The organism is Allobacillus halotolerans, from assembly GCF_018967645.1.
In the GTDB taxonomy this organism is placed as follows: domain Bacteria; phylum Bacillota; class Bacilli; order Bacillales; family Alkalibacillaceae; genus Allobacillus; species Allobacillus halotolerans.
On sequence record NZ_JAHLZF010000022.1, the window covers coordinates 25,767 to 44,320 of the forward strand.

The 18,554-nt window shown below is 39.0% G+C and carries 22 protein-coding genes; 11 read left to right on the forward strand and 11 right to left on the reverse strand.

Annotated elements, in window-relative coordinates; all coding sequences use genetic code 11:
• Positions 1-47 precede the first annotated feature (47 nt).
• Entirely contained in the window at positions 48-509 is a 462-nt protein-coding gene (locus KQ486_RS12285) for a hypothetical protein (protein ID WP_216687782.1), read from the forward strand.
• A 561-nt stretch (positions 510-1,070) separates the two neighbouring features.
• Here KQ486_RS12285 and dat read toward each other — a convergent pair.
• From dat to KQ486_RS12325, 8 genes are all read right to left on the reverse strand, one after another.
• Complete coding sequence (gene dat, locus KQ486_RS12290) at positions 1,071-1,919, reverse strand: D-amino-acid transaminase (RefSeq protein ID WP_216687783.1); 849 nt, start codon at positions 1,917-1,919, stop codon at positions 1,071-1,073.
• 194 nt (positions 1,920-2,113) lie between these two features.
• Positions 2,114-2,911, reverse strand: coding sequence for a phosphonate ABC transporter, permease protein PhnE (gene phnE, locus KQ486_RS12295; protein WP_144163641.1), 798 nt, complete (start codon positions 2,909-2,911; stop codon positions 2,114-2,116).
• The gene (gene phnE / locus KQ486_RS12300; protein ID WP_246569317.1) at positions 2,911-3,720 is read right to left on the reverse strand and encodes a phosphonate ABC transporter, permease protein PhnE; all 810 of its coding nucleotides are present in this window, start codon (positions 3,718-3,720) and stop codon (positions 2,911-2,913) included. Before phnE (KQ486_RS12300) ends, phnE (KQ486_RS12295) begins: the two co-directional genes overlap by 1 nt.
• Positions 3,713-4,504 carry a phosphonate ABC transporter ATP-binding protein gene (gene phnC / locus KQ486_RS12305; protein WP_144163640.1) on the reverse strand — a complete coding sequence of 264 codons (792 nt, stop codon included), beginning with the start codon at positions 4,502-4,504 and terminating at the stop codon, positions 3,713-3,715. The genes phnE (KQ486_RS12300) and phnC overlap by 8 nt, the downstream gene beginning before the upstream one ends.
• 133 nt (positions 4,505-4,637) lie before the next feature.
• The gene (locus tag KQ486_RS12310) at positions 4,638-5,561 is read right to left on the reverse strand and encodes a phosphate/phosphite/phosphonate ABC transporter substrate-binding protein (protein ID WP_246569318.1); all 924 of its coding nucleotides are present in this window, start codon (positions 5,559-5,561) and stop codon (positions 4,638-4,640) included.
• 168 nt (positions 5,562-5,729) lie between these two features.
• Positions 5,730-5,927 (reverse strand): DUF3813 family protein, encoded by a 198-nt coding sequence (locus KQ486_RS12315; protein ID WP_216687784.1) that lies wholly within the window; start codon positions 5,925-5,927, stop codon positions 5,730-5,732.
• 1 nt (position 5,928) lies between these two features.
• The gene (locus KQ486_RS12320) at positions 5,929-6,072 is read right to left on the reverse strand and encodes a hypothetical protein (RefSeq protein WP_216687785.1); all 144 of its coding nucleotides are present in this window, start codon (positions 6,070-6,072) and stop codon (positions 5,929-5,931) included.
• Between the two features lie 100 nt (positions 6,073-6,172).
• Positions 6,173-7,009 (reverse strand): Cof-type HAD-IIB family hydrolase, encoded by an 837-nt coding sequence (locus tag KQ486_RS12325; protein WP_216687786.1) that lies wholly within the window; start codon positions 7,007-7,009, stop codon positions 6,173-6,175.
• 160 nt (positions 7,010-7,169) lie between these two features.
• On the opposite strand from KQ486_RS12325, the gene KQ486_RS12330 reads away from it, so the two are divergent.
• Both KQ486_RS12330 and KQ486_RS12335 read left to right on the forward strand, forming a co-directional pair.
• Positions 7,170-7,928, forward strand: coding sequence for a prolyl oligopeptidase family serine peptidase (locus tag KQ486_RS12330; RefSeq protein WP_216687787.1), 759 nt, complete (start codon positions 7,170-7,172; stop codon positions 7,926-7,928).
• Positions 7,929-7,996: 68 nt separating this feature from the next.
• The gene (locus tag KQ486_RS12335) at positions 7,997-8,308 is read left to right on the forward strand and encodes a metal-sulfur cluster assembly factor (protein WP_144088606.1); all 312 of its coding nucleotides are present in this window, start codon (positions 7,997-7,999) and stop codon (positions 8,306-8,308) included.
• A 558-nt stretch (positions 8,309-8,866) separates the two neighbouring features.
• On the opposite strand, the gene KQ486_RS12340 is transcribed toward KQ486_RS12335, so the two are convergent.
• The gene (locus KQ486_RS12340; protein ID WP_144163635.1) at positions 8,867-9,682 is read right to left on the reverse strand and encodes an undecaprenyl-diphosphate phosphatase; all 816 of its coding nucleotides are present in this window, start codon (positions 9,680-9,682) and stop codon (positions 8,867-8,869) included.
• 71 nt (positions 9,683-9,753) lie between these two features.
• Here KQ486_RS12340 and KQ486_RS12345 point away from each other — a divergent pair, with 71 nt between their 5' ends.
• A complete protein-coding gene (locus tag KQ486_RS12345) occupies positions 9,754-10,041 on the forward strand; it encodes a hypothetical protein (RefSeq protein WP_255439931.1) in 288 nt (95 codons plus the stop codon).
• A 123-nt stretch (positions 10,042-10,164) separates the two neighbouring features.
• On the opposite strand, the gene KQ486_RS12350 is transcribed toward KQ486_RS12345, so the two are convergent.
• A complete protein-coding gene (locus KQ486_RS12350; protein ID WP_144163634.1) occupies positions 10,165-10,347 on the reverse strand; it encodes a YjzD family protein in 183 nt (60 codons plus the stop codon).
• 136 nt (positions 10,348-10,483) lie between these two features.
• Between KQ486_RS12350 and KQ486_RS12355 the strand changes: the two genes are divergently transcribed.
• The 7 genes from KQ486_RS12355 to KQ486_RS12385 all read left to right on the forward strand — a co-directional run bounded on the left by KQ486_RS12355 (position 10,484) and on the right by KQ486_RS12385 (position 17,055).
• Complete coding sequence (locus KQ486_RS12355; protein WP_144163633.1) at positions 10,484-11,062, forward strand: hypothetical protein; 579 nt, start codon at positions 10,484-10,486, stop codon at positions 11,060-11,062.
• Between the two features lie 128 nt (positions 11,063-11,190).
• Complete coding sequence (locus tag KQ486_RS12360; RefSeq protein ID WP_216687788.1) at positions 11,191-12,138, forward strand: BMP family ABC transporter substrate-binding protein; 948 nt, start codon at positions 11,191-11,193, stop codon at positions 12,136-12,138.
• Positions 12,139-12,288: 150 nt separating this feature from the next.
• Positions 12,289-13,227, forward strand: coding sequence for a beta-ketoacyl-ACP synthase III (locus KQ486_RS12365; RefSeq protein WP_216687789.1), 939 nt, complete (start codon positions 12,289-12,291; stop codon positions 13,225-13,227).
• A gap of 56 nt (positions 13,228-13,283) precedes the next feature.
• The gene (gene fabF, locus KQ486_RS12370; RefSeq protein ID WP_144163630.1) at positions 13,284-14,522 is read left to right on the forward strand and encodes a beta-ketoacyl-ACP synthase II; all 1,239 of its coding nucleotides are present in this window, start codon (positions 13,284-13,286) and stop codon (positions 14,520-14,522) included.
• 376 nt (positions 14,523-14,898) lie between these two features.
• Positions 14,899-15,105 carry a YuzI family membrane protein gene (locus KQ486_RS12375; RefSeq protein ID WP_216687790.1) on the forward strand — a complete coding sequence of 69 codons (207 nt, stop codon included), beginning with the start codon at positions 14,899-14,901 and terminating at the stop codon, positions 15,103-15,105.
• Positions 15,106-15,177: 72 nt separating this feature from the next.
• Positions 15,178-15,936, forward strand: a complete 759-nt coding sequence (locus KQ486_RS12380) for a DUF3603 family protein (protein WP_144163628.1) — start codon at positions 15,178-15,180, stop codon at positions 15,934-15,936.
• Between the two features lie 186 nt (positions 15,937-16,122).
• A complete protein-coding gene (locus KQ486_RS12385; RefSeq protein WP_144163627.1) occupies positions 16,123-17,055 on the forward strand; it encodes a LysM peptidoglycan-binding and 3D domain-containing protein in 933 nt (310 codons plus the stop codon).
• A 90-nt stretch (positions 17,056-17,145) separates the two neighbouring features.
• Here KQ486_RS12385 and trpS read toward each other — a convergent pair whose 3' ends face one another.
• Complete coding sequence (gene trpS / locus KQ486_RS12390) at positions 17,146-18,144, reverse strand: tryptophan--tRNA ligase (protein ID WP_216687791.1); 999 nt, start codon at positions 18,142-18,144, stop codon at positions 17,146-17,148.
• Positions 18,145-18,554: the final 410 nt, after the last annotated feature.

Here is an 18,554-nt window from a genome sequence, read left to right on the forward strand (position 1 = left end):
GAAACCTTTCTAAAATGCTATAACGACGTAGTAAAGGAGGAAATAAGATGAAGCAGTGGATTATTTCCATTTTAATAGGAAGCTTTTCTGCTATTTTAATGGGTCTCTATTTTTATTTGATCGAACAGTTTACAGGTAAGCAATTATATACTTTATTGATGAATATTGATTTTTTGATCGAGTTAGGTAAGGTGAATATTTGGATTGCAGCGTTTGAGTTCTTTCTCCATACACTCGTCGCGATTATTCTCGTACGTATGTATTTATGGCTAATTGAACTAAAGGAAATCACTTCTAAAAATAAGCGAATGGAGTGGGCGGCAACTCTATCATTTTTTGCCTTTTTGACATACTTTCCATTAACAACTATTGGAAAAACGGATACACCTGCGATAACCGACTTAGCTGCCATTTTTGATTGGTTCCTTGGACATGTCATTTTCTTTTTTGTCCTTTACTATGGTGTAGAAAAACTATTGATGAAAAATGAGAGTTCTATTCAGGGATAGAGCGTCATTTTTGTTCGCTACCCTTGATTAGAACGCTTCTATTCGGGGATAGAGCATCATTTTTGCTCGCTATCCCTGATTAGAACGCTTCTAATCGGGGATAGAGCACCGTTTATGCTCGCTACCCTTGATTAGAGCGCTTCTATTTGGGGATAGAGCATCATTTTTTTTGTTCGCTACCCTTGATTAGAACGCTTCTATTCGGGGATAGAGCATCATTTTTGCTCGCTACCCCTGATTAGAACGCTTCTAATCGGGGATAGAGCATCATTTTTGCTCGCTACCCCTGATTAGAACACTTCTATTCAGGGATAGGGCTACTTTTACGATTTACCTAGGATACTTCACAACAAATGTGTAGCGCACAAACTTTATCCCTATTTTGAGCTCTTTAATACATATCCGCTTCGGAATTACTTTAGTTTCCGAGGCGAGGGCGGATCTATCTTTATTCTCTTGTCATTTTTGCCTTTTACATCAAACTATTATTTTTCATATTGAACGTTTTTACACACAAAAAAGCACCGACCGAAGTCAGTGCCTGCTCATTTGTTTAATCTCTTAATCTAAACGCTCAACATGTAAATATTGATCGTATTGTTCTAATAATTTCTTCGTAATCGGTCCTGGCTGTCCATCGTTCACTTTTTCGTTATCGATCTCGACAATTGGAGTCACTTCAGAAGTCGTAGAAGTAAGGAAAACTTCATCGGCTTCTAATACTTCTTTCACCGAATAAACACGTTCGACAAATTCGATTTCCAATTTCTCAGCTAAAAACTGAATGTACTTTCGCGTAATGCCATGTAAAATATAATTGTTTTTTGGATGAGTGATTAATTTGCCGTCTTTGACAATGAAAATATTCGTAGAAGAACCTTCCGTCACGTGGTTTTCATCGCGATATAAGATTGCTTCATATGCTCCAGAGTCTTTCGCTTTTTGCTTCGCTAAAATATTACCCATTAAATTCAAACTTTTGATATCGCAACGGAGCCAACGAATATCTTGATCCAGAATGGCTTTCACGCCATTTTTTTGTTGATCGGTTGGTTTTTTCAATGGTAGCGGATAAGCAAAGATTGTTGCTTCTGCGTCTGCAGGGAACAAATGATTTCGGGGTGCGACGCCTCGACTGATTTGAATATACAGTCCACCGTCATCAACTGAATTTTTCTCAGCCAACTCGATTAATTTTTCTTTGATTCCACGCTTTGCAAGGTCGACATCGATCTGAGCTTCATTCAAGCTGTACTGAAGTCGTTTAAGATGGTCTTCCAGTAAAAAGAACTTCCCATTATAAATTCGTATGACTTCGTAAACTCCATCTCCGAATTGGAAACCTCTGTCTTCCATGTCAATGAGGGCGTCTTTTCGTTCAATAAACGTATCGTTTTTTAAAATAATCATGTTGTCACTCCTTCGTATAGTACCATATTCCATCATACACTATAAGTAAATCAGATGAATAGGAAAATTCTTATCCCATCCGTTATTCATTATTTCACAACTGATCTAATTCAGTCTATAAATGGCTGAAAATTATAAACAAAAAAACACTGATTGAACTCAGTGAAGGGTACAATCAGTGTTTTTGTAAGTTATTAAACGATTCGTTTTCGAATGTAGGAGCTTGTGTAGTCAATAATGGTAACGACAACGATAATCACGAGTAGAATCATCCCCATATCACTCCAGTTACGAGAGGACTGAGCAAAGAAAATCATCGTACCGATACCACCTGCACCGACATAACCTAAAATAGTTGATGCCCGTACGTCTACTTCAAAACGATAAATCGCGTAAGATAGAAATTCAGGTATAATCTGAGGGAAAATACCATGGAACATAATTTGAAGGCCGTTTGAACCATTTGCCTTCATTGCTTCCACAATGTTCATATCGATTGATTCCAATACTTCCGAATAAAGTTTACCTAGCATACCTGTTGAACCAATGGCGATGGCTAGAATACCAGCGAATGGTGTCGGACCAACGACGACAACGAATAATATGGCTAGAATAATTTCAGGGAAAGCACGGACAGCACTTAAAATCCATTTTCCAATTGTGGTTAAAATTTTGCTGTTCGTTATATTATGTGCTGCAAGGAATCCTAAAGGAATCGCAAGAATTGCAGCTGCCAATGAACCGACATACGCAATGAAAATCGTTTCAATCATCATTTCGACTACTTCACCAGCCATATCCCAGTTTGGACTGAAGAGTCGAGGGAGGACACGACTGAAGTTTGCAGAGGCACGTTCGATGACTCTAGCAAAGTCGATATCAATGGAAACGAAAGTCCATATATACATGGCCAATACTGCTAATGCAATGGCGATTCTTTTTATCCGCTTAGAAGTTGGTATCTGTTTTTTTGGTGGTTGTTCTAGTGCCATTATATAACCGCCTCCCTAATTTTACCGCTGATATATTCAATCACGACAACAACGGCAAATATAATTAGGATAATCATCATGACAGCATCATAGTTATAGAAGCTGAATTGTTGCATGAGAAGGTTTCCGATACCTCCAGCACCAACTAAACCAATAACGACCGATGCCCGGATGTTAATCTCAAATACATATAGCGAAAACGAAGTGAATTGTGGCAATACTTGTGGGACAACTGCAAAAGCGATTGCTTGAACAGAACTTGCACCTGAAGCACGCATCGCTTCGAAGGAATCCATATCGATAGACTCTACCGTTTCACTAATTAACTTCGCTAAAATTCCTAAAGAGAAAACAAAAAGTGCGACAATACCACCGAATACGCCAATCCCGAAAAGTCCTACGAAAATAACAGCTAAAACAACATCAGGGATCGTACGCAAAATATTTAAAATAAAGCGAGTAATATTGTATACAAATAAATTGGTTGCCAAATTCCGAGCAGCGAGTAAACTAACTGGAATAACAATGATTGTTGCAAATGTTGATGCAATGATTGCCATGTGAATCGTTTCGATCAATCGGTCCATCGCCAAGTTTATAATTCCAGGGTCTGGTGGAAATAATTTCACGATGATTTGATTCATGTTCGATAGTCCACTGATTAAAGCTTGTAGGTCAACACCGGTCTGAAGTGAGCTAAAGAACAATAACCCGATGATCAAGAAAAAGATTAATGTAATCTTTCCTTTCACACGCCAAGGAGAAAGCATCGGTGCATAACGATCTTCCTGAATGGACGGTTTATTCATTTGCTTCACCATCTTCTTCAACGCTACCTCGTAAATCATCCTCACGAATGGAGCGGCCGTAAATCTCTTCAAATGTTTCTTCACTAACTTCGGATACTGGACCATCGAAGACGACTTCACCAGCTCTCATCCCGATAATTCGGTCAGCATATTCCATGGCCATATCGATGAAGTGAAGGTTAACGATTGTTGTAATGCCGTCTTCTTGATTAATTTTTTTCAAATATTTCATGACTTGGTGAGAAGTTGGTGGATCGAGTGAAGCGACTGGCTCGTCTGCGAGTATGTAATCAGGTTTTTGTGTCAATACACGAGCGATACTTACACGTTGTTGCTGTCCACCACTAAGCTGATCGGCACGGTTATAAAGTTTTTCTTCAATATTGACACGCTTGAGGTTTTGATAAGCAAGCGCTTTATCTTCTTTGCTGAAGAGGTTGAAAATGGATCGCAATGTTCCAGTGTGGCCTAATCGTCCAGCGAGAACATTTTTAAAAACGCTAGATCGTTTTACTAGATTATAGTTTTGGAAAATCATGCCGACTTTTGTCCGAAGACTACGTAACTTACTTCCCTTGTAACCGAGTATGTCTTCGTCATCGATTAATAATTCTCCATCGGTCGGTGTAACCAAACGGTTAATACTCCGAATAAACGTTGACTTACCAGCTCCGGAAAGGCCGACGATAACAACGAATTCTCCGTCATTGATCGTCACATTAACATCCTTTAAACCTTGCGTACCATTAGGATAAACCAAGGATAAATCTTTAAATTGAATCATGTATTTTCACCTCAAGATTTTTATGTATCTTCCCAGAATTCATCTATAAATATAGGGAAAGAGGGAGGATTCATCCTCCCTCTAATAAACTACCATAATTAGTACATTTAATGAATCACTTTTTTAAATTTTTTTAATCGAGAGATACGGAATCACCGAAGCGCTCATAAGTTTCAGCAACGACGTCGTATTCAGAATGTTCAGCTGTATCAATAGCATCCCAAGTGTATACGTCGTTCATGATTCCAATCATTTTCTCATCATCATTGAATGACATGAAAGCGTCTTTGATTTCTTGGACAAGCTCGTCATCTAATTCTGGAATGACAGAGATTGTGTCGTTAGGAATTTCATCTGTATACTCTAAAACTCTTAATTTATCTTTAATGTCTGGGTATTCTTCTTCCAAGTTTTCACGAACATCGTCAAATGTTGTCGCAACATCAGCATCGCCTTCATATACAGCGATTGCAGCTGTATCATGTCCACCTACTTGGACAGTTTCACCAAAGAATTCCGTTGTTAACGCATCTGGAGATTCGATGTCGAATTTCTGCATCAATTGGTTAGCTGGGAATAAGAAACCGGAAGTAGATGTAGCATCTGCATAAGCCCATCTTTTTCCTTCAAGATCTTCTAGTGATTCGATATCTGAATCAGCTTGTACAAGGTATTGTGCTTTGTACGTGGAAGAACCATGGCGAATGGATTTCAAAATAACTTCAATATCATATTCTTGGTTAGCAATTACATAACCGAACGCTGGGATGAATCCAATATGTACTTGTTCAGCACCCATTGCTTCAACCAAGCCGTTATAGTTCGTCATCGTACGAGCTTCAACTTCGATACCAAGGATTTCTCCCAATTCGTCAGCAAGTGGTTCAACAGTTGTTGCAATGGTCTCTGCATCCTGGGATGGAACAAAGCCCATGACGAGTTTATCTGGCTTAGAGCTTCCGCTGTCGCCATCTCCAGAACCTTCATCATCTGAGCCGCATGCGACTAGTAGGCCGGCAAGCAAAATTGCAGCCAACAACATAAGAACTTTTTTCAAAACTAATTTCCCCCTTATTGGTAGTTAATATTGGAACAACTTCATTATAAGTAATCTCTTTGATTAGTACAACATAATTTTTTAGAAAATGCCCAAATTTTACATACTCTTTACAAAAAAGAGCGACACAATAGGGGGAATTGTGTCGCTCAATGCGGCGAGAATTTTTTATAGATGCTTATTTAATTGGTTCTCAAGCTCACGAACTTGTTCTTCTTCATCAGGTGTACTTTGTTCATAAGCAGCCTGGATACTGTGTTGAACGAGTTCGAGCTCTTTTTGACGATCCTCTTGACTAGCATGCGTCTGCTGGTTGGTTAAACTTTGTACGGCTTGACGTGCTTGCTCAATCCATTTGTTAGCCAAATTAAAAACCTCCTCGTGTATGTTGGTCTTTTTCAGACAGTTTTCTGTCTTTGTCTGTAAACGTACGATCGGCCGCCGATGGCTTGGATGAACCTTTTTGTTGTGTTGTCTGAACATCGGTGGTTTGCTTTTTATCTCGGTCCACTCAAAGCCCTCCTCATGAGAAATCGACAAGAAAAAACCTGAACACTTTACGAGTGCTCAGGTATAGATTGTGCAATTATATTTAAAATATAAATAACGAATTAGTTTTTGGAGAATTGCTTTTTGTTTAAACGTAAATAGTCCTCAAGAAAATGACTGATGCCATCTTCTTGATTCGTCAATGTTGTTTCTTTCGCTAACGTTTTCAACTCGTCAATGCCATTACCCATGGCTACACCGACTCCAGCGTACTCAATCATTTCCAGATCATTGTCTTCATCACCGAAAGCAATGATTCGTTTTTGTGGAATGTCGTAATACTTGGAAATCATCTGTAGACCGATTGCTTTATGTAGACCAGAACGAATGACTTCGACAACGTTAAAAGGATCCATCCATTTACGGTGATCGATGAGTGACGCGTGATTTTCATTCAATGCTTCCTGAATTTTTGGCACTGCCTCTTTATCTGGATAAATAAGAATGGACGATGGGTCCGTTTTTAAGTTTTCTTTTAAATCGCCAAATATAGCTGATTCTTCAAGCCCTGCTGTGAAAAAATTCGTCATGAGACTCTCGTCGTTTTTTTCAATATATACTTGGTCAATAATCTCAGCCATGATGTTTTTTGAGCCATAGTGATTCGCAATATCGAAAATATCGTATGCCGTATCTTTAGGCATCGGTGAATGTTTGACACCCCAACTTTTATCTCTTGGGTGATGCACATATGCACCGTTCATATTAACCATAGGTGTCGTTAAGTCCATTTGGGCGTAATATTGCTTACTGCCACGATGCGGTCTGCCTGTAGCAATGACGACGATGTGTCCCGCTTCTTTTGCAGCTTGGATTGTTTTTAAATTCTTTTCAGAAATTGTTTTTTGATCGGTGAGTAATGTGCCGTCCAGATCAAGTGCAATAATATGTTTTTCCATCGTTTTTCACCTCAGCTGAATTAATCGTTAACGCGCTCTAATTCATACAGTATACCATATTAAGTATCGGAAAGCATTCCGGCATTGCGTGTATTGGTTGAATGTCAGTTTATTCTTAGATACTATTGTAGAAAAACATTTAGCGAAAGGGTGAGCGAGATTGATTACCATCACTCACAAAAACATTGAACAGATCCCAAGCCTTCTTGTATCAAATGATGAGACACAACAAAAACCTGTCGTCGTCTATTTTCATGGATTTACGAGCTCAAAGGAGCAGAACCTTGCACAAGCCTATTATTTAGCCGAAAAAGGATTTCTCGTCATATTGCCAGACAGCTTCCATCATGGGGAAAGAGCAAAAGAAACTGATTTCATGAAAGTCCAACAGGATTTTTGGAAAATAGTATCGTTGAACGTTTCTGAGCTACATACGATTTATACGTGGGTTCAGCAACAAGGATTAATGAATGAAGATCAGTTCGGACTTGCCGGGACGAGCATGGGCGGTATCTCTACAGCAGCAGCGCTGACTCAGTATGACTGGATTACATACGCTGGCATTATGATGGGTTCAGCCAAAGCGCAAGAGATGGCCAATTATTTAATCAAAGGTATTGCTTCACAAGGCATAGAGCTTCCTTTTTCACAAGAAGAGATTGAGGAGCAAATTGCTTCCTTACAAGGAATTGACCTTTCAAAGCAGTTAGATCGGTTGAACGGGCGCCCACTGTTCGTGTGGCACGGAGAAGAAGACCAAGTCGTACCTTTCAGTCATTCAACATCTTTCGTCGAACAATTACTGGAACAGCAACCTGATTATCCAGTACAGTACGTGACGGAGAGAGGAAGAGATCATAAGGTTAGCCGCGAAGCAATGATTCATTTAAGCAATTGGTTTGCGGAGCAAGCGAAATAGTTTTATTTCTTTAAATAAATATAAAATCTGTTTATAATAGAAGTAAGGAAATAAGAGGAGGTTGTAACATGGATGAAGCCTTAAAAGATAATCTATGGGGTGCACTTGAAACCGTGATCGACCCAGAGTTAGGCATTGATATTGTGAATTTAGGTTTAGTTTATGATATTGATTTAGATGATGAAGGCACTGCAATCGTTACAATGACATTGACCGCAATGGGCTGTCCACTTGCTGGACACATCGAGCAAGATGTCAAGCGCGCGATGTCAGACATGCCTGAAGTAAAAGATACAGAAGTAAATATTGTGTGGAATCCACCATGGACAAAAGATAATATGTCCCGATATGCAAAAATTGCACTTGGAATTCCTGATTGATCAATAGCCCCTTTTCAAAATTCGTCATTTTGAGAGGGGCTTTGTTTTTTGTGGCTCTAAAATATTGGATGGTAAATACCTTCGATGATGGCGGTTGGTGTCAGATGATCCGCTTAATCGCGGTGCTTCAGGGTAAATTTGAAGATCTTCAGGGTTAATCTGCGAGGCTTCAGGGTAAATTTGCGAGGCTTCATTGTTAATTTGCGAGGCTTCAGGGTTAATCTGCGAGGATTCAGTGTTAATTTGTGAACCTTCAGTGTTAATTTGCAAATCTTCAGGGTTAATTCTCAAACCTTCAGTGTTAATTCGCGATTCTTCAATGTATATTCGCAAACTTCAGTATACGCCCATCGTCATGATCATTCGTTTCTTGTACTTCTCTTACATAAAAACCGGCACCAACCATGTTCGTATCTCAACCTCTAACATTTGATTTAAAACCGGTATGTTAAACGCGCGATTCACTTTAAACACACTTTCAATGATCACCGAAATTTTGAAAGGATATAAAAAAATATCGAGAAGAACACGAGGCTCTTCCCGACATGTTGCACATCATTATAAAAGGAAAAAGACTAAAACACCAACGATTAAACAGTAATACGCAAAGTATTTCAGGTTTCCGGATTTCATGACATTGATGAAGAATAACAAAGCAAAGTAAGAAGACACAATGGCTGCCAACAAAGCGATGATATAGAGTATAAACTGGCTGGAGATTTCTGGATTGCCGACCAAATCATCCACTGCAAAGATTGTCGTTCCAACACTAACCGGAATATACATTAAAAATGAAAATCTTAGTGCACTATCTCGCTTTAAGCCAACAAGCATTGCAGCAACAACTGTCGCACCAGAGCGACTGATGCCAGGAGTCAGCGCCAATGACTGTGCCAATCCGATAATAATTGCGTCTTTAAGGGTTATTTCTGTGTCATCTTTGTAGCCTTTCAGATTACGGATAACCCACAGAGCAATACCTGTAAATATAAGCATTAAACCTACATATTTCACTTCTGCAAATGAATCTCCAAAAAGGTCCTCAAAGAATACACCTAATAAACCTGCTGGAATCGTAGCAATGACCAACAATAGTAAATACGTAAAATCACTTTTGTATTCTTCATTCTTTTTAAACACATAGTCAGAAGCATGGTTGACGAGTGAAAAGATGTCTTTTCTATATACAACCAAGACTGCCAGTAATGAACCGAAGTTGATAAATGCCTCGAAAGTAAGGCCTCCAGGTAAATCAAGGTCCATGAATGCTTGGACAATTTTTAAGTGGCCACTCGATGATATTGGAATCGGTTCAGTAAATCCTTGAAACAATCCTAAAAATAAAAACTGTAATAATTCCCACAACTCTGTCATGATGAAACCTCCTCTTGCAGGCACATATCCCCTTCTTGTTGAATATAGTAACGTTGAAAGGAGTGGTTTATGTGTCGCAACAACAATCAAGTCCAATGTATGCACTGTGCCGTAAGCATATGAAACAGTACGTACTTATCGAAACGGTGCATGGCGAAAAGATAGATGGTGTGATCATGGATTTGGACGATGACCACGTGTATTTAATTATACCTAACGTGAATACTTTTGAAACGAGACAATGGGGGTACTATGGTCCCGGATATGGATACCCACCGTATGGACATCGCCCTGGTGGATTAAGACGGCTCATTTTGCCTCTTACTGCGATCGCTGCCTTAAGTTTATTACCTTGGTAGCAATAAAGAAAACTCGTCGTCTGACGAGTCTTGAACAAAATCTCACTTGCTCATAAGTTATTTTTGCTAAAAAAAAGGTTGACTCAATGACTGCTTGCTTCGCCAGAGTCAACCTTTTCACCATTAATTGGTAGCATCGTCATTACTTAATATGCCGTCTCCGACAATGACTGCTGTTAGTGTAAATACAGCTGTCATTACAAATGTACCTGTAAGGTCGAATGAAGCGCCACTCATACTTCCAAGTACATATACAATCATCGCGCTAAGTAGGAAACTCCAAACAATTGTCCCAATATATTTCATTGATCTTCACCTCTATTGTTCAAACATAAAACTTGTTTCCATGATTTAGTGTATCAAATGATTCGGTAAAAATAAATAAATTTCTTCGGAAGTTCATGAATCGTTCAAGTCTTATTTAGATAAGGAGTGAAATTTGATGGAGGTTATTGTTTATCCTATAGAACAGTGGTTTTGTTATTATGTGATTGATGAGTTATTAAAAGAAGGTTATGAAGTGTATGCTTACCGTGAAATAGAGGCGAAAGATGCTTCAGAACAGATCAATAACCAAATTGAACAATTACAGTTATCCTTTGGCCGGAACGCAGGCTTTCATTTAGAAGAAGGGGAAGTGAAAACGACGTCCCCATCAAGTTATGGTATTTTTATTGAAAAAATGCCGGAATCTGATTTAACGCAAGGTATTTTACTTTCAAATCGGGTAGATCAAGTAGCTGGCGACCAGGTAACAATTATTTCAATAGAAGAAGTTCAAATTAGCGATGATGAGTGTTTTCTACCGATGGATCAAACAATACTCAGACCAGAAGATCCTAAAAAAGAACGGGATCCGAACGAGGGAGAGGGCAAAAAGAAAAACACGGAAACAAAAATGAACATCCCAGCCAGAAAATTGGCTCGATGGATGATTATGCATGGGATGAATGACTTAATGCCTCAAAAAGCTTACTTACATGGAAAAGATCAACTGAAATCAATCTATTTTCTATCATAGCCCAACATCAAATTGTTTGAGGAACCATGTACAATGTAGAAAAAGACCTAGATATTCGTACCTGACTGTTGCGAATTTCCCGAAAACATAGCACAATGAAAGAAAATAGTAACCGGAGTGCCTATAACGTGAGAGAGAAAATCTTATTATTATTGATTGGTGTACTAACCAGTTTATTGGGTGGTTGTAATTTATTAACCGAAGATGGGGAATTAGAAAATGTTGGCTTGATTCTTGAAGGAACCATCCATGATGAAACGTGGGGGCATAGTGCCTATTCAGGTCTTTTAGAGATCAAGGATACATTCAATGTGAGCGTGATGTTTGAAGAAAATGTAACGGAAGCGAGACAGCTTGAAAAGATTGTCAGTGATTTCGACCGGCAAGGAGTTAACTTGATTTTTGGACAGGGTGAAGGTCTTGGACAATATTTTGATCAAATAAAAGAATACTACCCTCATATTCAGTTTGTGTATTTCGACGGTACGGCTTACGACAGTAATATCACTGCAGTCCAATTCGATCACTATGATTCGTATTACTATGCTGGGATGCTTGCAGCTGAAATGACAAGAAAAAATCAAATTGGCATCTTATCACCATATGCTGAAACAACAACACTAGAAGGTTTCTTTGAGGGTGCCCGCACTGTGAATCCTCAGGTCCGTATCCATTATAAAACCATAGGGAGCGGGTACGACCAACAACAAGCCATGAAGCACTATCAAGAAATGGTGCAGAAGGGAATTGACGTTGTTTTTCCAGCTGGTGAGGGATTTAATACGCCTATTATTCATCAGGCGAAAAAAGATGGAATCTCAGCGATTGGATACATTAATGATCAATATGAATTAGCGAAAAATAATGTACTTACAAGTACTGTCATTGAAATGGAAGAGATTTATCGGGAGATTGCTCAACTGCTAGATGACAGGAATTTAACTTCAGGAATCATTCGACTCGGTTTTGAAAATCAATATGTCCACTTAGGGACTTATGGTGACCATGTCCCCCCATCTGTGCGCAATTGGTTGGATCAAAAAATGGAAGCATATTCGAAAACGAATGAAAAATAAATTTTTAACATGAAAATATGGAGTATGATGCTCATTGATATTGATTTTCTTTAATTAAGCCTTTTCGAGGGCTTTTTTTTCTGTTAAAATTAATACCAGGTCATAGAATAAGATAGTAAGAGGAATATAAAGTGAGGAGCTGACTCCAATATGAACGCAGGTATTTTAGGAACGGGACATTTTGTTCCCGAGCGAATTTTAACGAATAAAGATTTAGAAAAAATGGTTGATACTTCAGATGAGTGGATTCGTACACGTACAGGCATCGAGGAGCGGAGAATTGCACCTGATGAGATCAATACATCAGATATGGCTTATGAAGCGGCCAAGAATGCAATGGAAGAAGCGAAAGTTAACGCAGATGAAATTGACTTAATTTTAGTGGCGACGGTTACTGGCGACATGGGATTTCCTTCTGTTGCAACGCAAATCCAAGAACGACTCGGTGCTTTTAAATCAGCAGCTATGGACCTGAGTGCAGCTTGTGCCGGCTTTATGTATGGCATGGTGACAGCAAAGCAGTTCATTGAGTCTGAAACATATAAAAATATTTTGATTGTTGGTGTTGAAAAGCTATCGAAAATTACGAACTGGGAAGACCGGAACACGTGTGTCCTGTTTGGTGATGGTGCAGGCGCTGTTGTCATGGGTCCGGTTTCTGATAATCGAGGTGTTTTATCTTTTGAATTAGGAGCCGATGGGCGAGGAATTCCACATTTATATCAAACAGAAGAAGACCTCCTTTATATGAATGGACGTGAAGTGTTTAAGTTTGCTGTGCGCCAAATGGGAGAATCAGCTTTGAATGTTGTTGAAAAAATTGGACTAACTAAAAATGATGTAGATTATTTGATTCCTCACCAAGCAAATATCCGAATCATGGAAGCGGCAAGAGAAAAGTTAGAAATTCCAAAAGAAAAAATGTCTAAAAAGATTCATAAGTACGGAAACACATCTGCAGCATCCATTCCGATCGCTTTGTCTGAAGATGTAAAATCAGGTACGATTAAAGATGGAAACTTAGTCGTATTAGTCGGTTTCGGCGGCGGTTTGACATGGGGTGCAGTCGCGTTTAGATGGGGAAAATAGAATGTTATAGAGTTTTACACAATTCATTTTTATGAAAGAGAAGGGAGTATTATAGCATGACGAAAAATCGCGTGGTAGTTACGGGGTTAGGTGTCGTTTCACCTGTCGGAAATGATGTATCGACGATGTGGGACCATTTGATTTCCGGCCATGTTGGAATCGGTGAATTAACTCGAGTAAATGCCGATGATTTTCCAACAAAAATAGCAGCAGAGGTAAAAGATTTCGATCCGAAGAAATATATGGAGAAAAAAGACGCACGCAAAATGGACTTATTCACCCAGTTCGCTGTCGCTGCGGCAAAAATGGCATTAGATGATGCTGAACTTACGATTGATGACTCCAATGCAGAGCGGACAGGTGTCTGGATCGGCTCTGGCATTGGTGGAATGTCGACATATGAATCACAATATGAAAAATTTCTTGAAAAAGGACATCGTCGGGTGAGTCCATTCTTTATTCCGATGATGATTCCTGATATGGCTGCCGGCCAAGTTTCGATCCAGTTTGGTGCAAAAGGGATTAACTCTTGTACAGTGACTGCATGTGCATCTGGAACGAATTCCATTGGTGATGCATTTAAAGTGATTCAACGTGGTGATGCTGATGCCATGATTACAGGGGGAACCGAAGCCCCAATGACAAATATGTCCTTCGCTGGATTTACGCAAGCAGGTGCTTTATCGAAAAGTGAAGATCCAAAGACAGCCAGCCGCCCATTTGATAAAAATCGAGATGGTTTTGTTATGGGTGAAGGTGCTGGTATATTAATCCTCGAATCTTTAGAGCACGCTCAAGAGCGTGGAGCGAAAATATATGCTGAGATCTGTGGTTATGGATCTACAGGCGATGCTTACCATGTGACCGCCCCAGCACCAGAAGGAGAAGGGGCTGCCCGTGCCATGCAACAAGCAGTGGATGATGCAGATGTCGCAGTCGATTCGGTTGATTACATTAACGCACACGGAACAAGTACAGAATATAATGATCAATATGAAACGAACGCGGTGAAAACTGTTTTCGGTGAGCACGCCTATCAATTAGCCATGAGTTCAACAAAATCAATGACGGGACATTTACTCGGCGCAGCAGGTGGCTTAGAGGCTATTGTATCGGTCTTATCAATCAAACATAATATCATGCCGCCAACAGTGAATTATGAAACGCCTGATGAGAAATGTGATTTGGATTATGTTCCAAATGAAGCGAGAGAAAAAGAAGTGAATGTTGCCATGTCCAATTCATTAGGATTTGGCGGGCATAATGCATCATTAGTATTTAAAAAATATAATTAAAGTCAACATCTAATCAATGAGGACTCTCGATAAATTTCGAGAGTCTTTTTGTTTTGCTTTGTTAGGTGAATGGGGTCATATTTTTTGAATTCAGGCGCATATATTACAGTTTCAGGCTCAAATATCACGAATATGGGCAGATATTTTCATCTGCTGGGCGCATATAGTTATTTCAAGGGTACATAACTTGAAACTTTGGGTGCATATAGTAAGGCTTCGTTTACACTTCATTCAGATCTGCAATGGAATCGGCTGAATGTTGAACATGAAATAGCATCCTTTTTAGTTATTTCTCGCATCTTCAATTATGTAGATTCAGCATGTACAAAAAACAAATGCATATAATGAAGAAAGGGACAAGCGTGGAGGTATTCCGATGTGGCAATTAATCGTATTCATGATTGGTTTTGGTTTTACTTGCGTTGGTGGCGTGTCGATTATCGGTTATTTAAATTTTCTCCCTGTCGGTATGAATCTGACTGATTTTTTTCTATTTATTTATAAACGACCGGAAAGCTATTTACTACCGCTTGGACTTTTGATGCTCATATTTTCCATGTATAAAAATCCATTTCAGTCATAAATTTAGAATAAAAATAGTTCACTTGGTCATAATGAGCGTAGGAAGAAGATCTTTAAAAAGTGAGGGGTTTATATGTTATACGTTCATGATATTTGGGTGAATTGGTTTGAAGGTGAAGAAAATGGATACAATGTTTGCCATTTTCACGAGTGGAGAAAAAGTGATTCCATTGAACTTCTTGATCAGATTCCTGTCATCTATGTCGAGGCAGATCTATTCGATTACATAGAGAATGACTTACAAGATATACCTCGTGATTTATTAGATCTCGTCTTTGAGCGAGCTTATTTAAAAAAACAACACCAACGTATACCTCTCGATCATGCCTTTATTATGACTGAAGGTGTTCATACGATGGTGATCGATACGCTGGGATATGAAATTCCAATTCGAAAAAGCCGAATGATTCCCCGTCAGGAACGACTTGTTCTGGAGCTCATCAAAAGCAGAAAGCCCCAGGAGTTTTCCTTTAATGCCAAAAGCCAAGATAAACAGTATCATATCCTTTCTTTGCAACCACAATACATGCTAGGTTTGACAAGGAAAGAAAGGCAATTGAAACATTTACTTATGTTGATGCTCGATCAGCTGAATCAAAGTAAACGAATCGATGAGCTGCGTTATTGGCTCACTGAATGGACACCAGAACAATATGAGTCGATCCAAGAAATGGGTTTTGAGCAAGGTTTTCATTATTTAGTCGGTGAGATCAAGCAGGGTTGGAGTGAAAAACACGATGAAATTTGTGAAAAGATGGCAAAAGGTCAACCCTTCTTTGAGAAACTATGGGAGATGGAACAAAAGAAACAAAACACAATCAAAAGCATCTAATCCCGTAAAATAGGTCAAAATACCTCGGAATATATCACTATCATTACATTCGACAAAATTCGGTAATATTTTGTCGAATTCCTGTTATGTTTGTCATATACACTTAATTCCTGCGTAACCACAAGGTGGGTCCTCCTGTGATAACATTGGTTTTGTCAAAATGATTAGAGGGAGGACACATCTTTTATGAGAAAAACATTTCTTTCGCTAGCTGGCGGACTAATCATCTCTGGAGCAATTTTCAGTAGTTCAGTTTCAGCAGAGGAAACTTACCAGGTGAAACAGGGTGATTATCTGAACCAAATAGCAGATAAATTTGATACAACTGTTTCCGACATTATGGAGATAAACAATTTAGAGGATACATTGATTATTACGGGTGAAACATTAAAAGTTGATGCCACACGTACAATCGAGGTTGTTAAAGGGGAAACACTATCTCAAATTGCAAAAGATTTCGATGTAGAGGTTGAGGATATTAAAGAATGGAACGATCTTGATTCTGATTTAATTCTGATCGGTCAAGAACTAGAATTCGACATTCCACTAGAAAAGTTCAATGAAAAAGTAGAAGCTAGAGAAGGTGGACAAGCAGTTCAGTCAAGTAACAATGAATCTGCAGCTACACAATCTAGTAATCAACAAAACGCTCAATCTAGCAACAAACAGGAACAAAAAACCGAGAAAAAACAAAAACAATCAACAGAACAAACAACAGAGAAACAATCAACAGAAAAACAAGATAAAGTAAAAGCAACGAATACAGCAAGTCAATCGACTTCATCAAATCAATCATCGAATCAAAGCCAGCAATCTAGTCAGAAAGAGGGTAGAACCCTTACTGTAGAAGCAACTGCTTATACGGCTGATTGTGCTGGGTGTTCAGGAGTAACCGCAACAGGTATTGACTTGAACAACAGTCCAAACAAGAAAGTAATTGCTGTTGATCCAAATGTCATTCCACTAGGAAGCCGCGTTTATGTTGAAGGCTATGGTGAAGCTATCGCTGGTGACACGGGCGGTGCCATCAACGGTAATATCATCGACCTTCACGTGCCAACAAAAGCAGAAGCTTACCAGTGGGGTAGAAGAACAGTAGAAGTTACTATTCTTGACTAATTGTACTTTTCATATTCCCGGTTTGGGAACGTAAAAAACAACCGTGATAAAATTTCACGGTTGTTTTTTATTTACTATTAGAGAAAAAAATTATCTTTTAAGATGGACGCGGCCAATTCCCATCGCTTTTTTAGCTTTCTTAACGGTTTTATTGGCAACTTTTTCTGCTTTTTCCGCCCCACGGTCTAAAATCTCATCCAATTCTTCTGATTCGTACAATTCGTGATATCTTTCTTGAATTGGTCTTAGGGCGTTTACAACAGTTTCAGCTAGATCTGTCTTGAATTCCCCATACCCTTTTCCTTGGTAAGTAGTAACCAGTTCGTTTACGGATTGATCTGAAAAAGCGGCATAGATATCGAGTAAGTTTGAAATTCCTGGTTTATTATCTTTATCGTATTCGACGATCCCTTCTGAATCTGTAACAGCACTTTTGATCTTTTTCTCGACTCGTTTTAAATCATCCAACATATAAATAGAAGCTTTTTGGTTTTCATCTGACTTGCTCATTTTTTTGGTTGGATCTTGTAAAGACATAATACGTGCCCCGACTTCTTGAACGCGGATGTCTGGAATCGTAAAAATGTCATTATAGCGTTTATTGAATCGTTCAGCCAAGTTCCTCGTTAACTCTAAATGCTGTTTCTGGTCATCACCAACAGGTACAATGTCGGTATTATAAAGCAAGATATCCGCCGCCATTAGTGGTGGATAAGTCAACAAACCAGCTGGAACTGATTCTTTTCCGCTTGCCTTGTCTTTAAACTGGGTCATACGTTCCAATTCACCAATCGAAGCAATGGTTTGAAGCATCCAGGAAAGCTCCACATGTGCGCTCACTTCCGATTGGATAAATAAGGTGGATTGATCAGGATCAATTCCACTAGCAAGATAGAGTGCAGCCAATGAACGAGTTTGTTCACGTAACTTCAAACGGTCTTGAGGTACCGTAATCGCATGATAGTCGACAATACAGAAGTAGCTGTCAAAGTCGTATTGAAGCTCGGGAAATTGCTTCATCGCACCGATATAGTTACCAATTGTTAATTGACCGGATGGTTGGATTCCTGAAAACAATGTTTGTTGCATGGATATCATCCTTTCAAATTTTCTATGTAGGAATTTTTCATTTCTCATGATGGTTAACGAATCGCCGCTAATGTTATAGGTAAATCATGTGGTTTACTCGTTGATTTTATCATATATTAAAAATTATTTCCTCAACTATTGGGGGCAGTTAAAACGCTTAAGAGTGGATTGGCGGGACATGCGGCTTTGAAAATAAGGGAGGGATAAACGTATCTACCTAAATCCAGTTCCGGATGATCATCAGAGGTCAAACGCAATTTTTGAGGAGAAGACCACCGTTTTTCGTCGCTATACTTAAATAGAACATTTCTAATCGGGGGTAGCGAATTAATTTGCGGCTCTACCATGGAATAGAGCGCTTCTAATCGAGGGTAGCACATTAATTTCCTTCGCTACCATGGAATAGAACG

What these genes read in the sequence shown, in the direction of transcription:
- phnE (WP_246569317.1), bottom strand. Translation starts at nt 3,720, where the DNA reads ATGAATAAACCGTCCATTCAGGAAGATCGTTATGCACCGATGCTTTCT.
- phnE (WP_144163641.1), bottom strand. Translation starts at nt 2,911, where the DNA reads ATGGCACTAGAACAACCACCAAAAAAACAGATACCAACTTCTAAGCGG.
- fabF (WP_144163630.1), top strand. Translation starts at nt 13,284, where the DNA reads ATGACGAAAAATCGCGTGGTAGTTACGGGGTTAGGTGTCGTTTCACCT.
- trpS (WP_216687791.1), bottom strand. Translation starts at nt 18,144, where the DNA reads ATGCAACAAACATTGTTTTCAGGAATCCAACCATCCGGTCAATTAACA.
- phnC (WP_144163640.1), bottom strand. Translation starts at nt 4,504, where the DNA reads ATGATTCAATTTAAAGATTTATCCTTGGTTTATCCTAATGGTACGCAA.
- KQ486_RS12335 (WP_144088606.1), top strand. Translation starts at nt 7,997, where the DNA reads ATGGATGAAGCCTTAAAAGATAATCTATGGGGTGCACTTGAAACCGTG.
- KQ486_RS12380 (WP_144163628.1), top strand. Translation starts at nt 15,178, where the DNA reads ATGTTATACGTTCATGATATTTGGGTGAATTGGTTTGAAGGTGAAGAA.
- KQ486_RS12355 (WP_144163633.1), top strand. Translation starts at nt 10,484, where the DNA reads ATGGAGGTTATTGTTTATCCTATAGAACAGTGGTTTTGTTATTATGTG.
- KQ486_RS12340 (WP_144163635.1), bottom strand. Translation starts at nt 9,682, where the DNA reads ATGACAGAGTTGTGGGAATTATTACAGTTTTTATTTTTAGGATTGTTT.
- KQ486_RS12375 (WP_216687790.1), top strand. Translation starts at nt 14,899, where the DNA reads ATGTGGCAATTAATCGTATTCATGATTGGTTTTGGTTTTACTTGCGTT.
- KQ486_RS12385 (WP_144163627.1), top strand. Translation starts at nt 16,123, where the DNA reads ATGAGAAAAACATTTCTTTCGCTAGCTGGCGGACTAATCATCTCTGGA.
- KQ486_RS12325 (WP_216687786.1), bottom strand. Translation starts at nt 7,009, where the DNA reads ATGGAAAAACATATTATTGCACTTGATCTGGACGGCACATTACTCACC.
- dat (WP_216687783.1), bottom strand. Translation starts at nt 1,919, where the DNA reads ATGATTATTTTAAAAAACGATACGTTTATTGAACGAAAAGACGCCCTC.
- KQ486_RS12285 (WP_216687782.1), top strand. Translation starts at nt 48, where the DNA reads ATGAAGCAGTGGATTATTTCCATTTTAATAGGAAGCTTTTCTGCTATT.
- KQ486_RS12365 (WP_216687789.1), top strand. Translation starts at nt 12,289, where the DNA reads ATGAACGCAGGTATTTTAGGAACGGGACATTTTGTTCCCGAGCGAATT.
- KQ486_RS12350 (WP_144163634.1), bottom strand. Translation starts at nt 10,347, where the DNA reads ATGAAATATATTGGGACAATTGTTTGGAGTTTCCTACTTAGCGCGATG.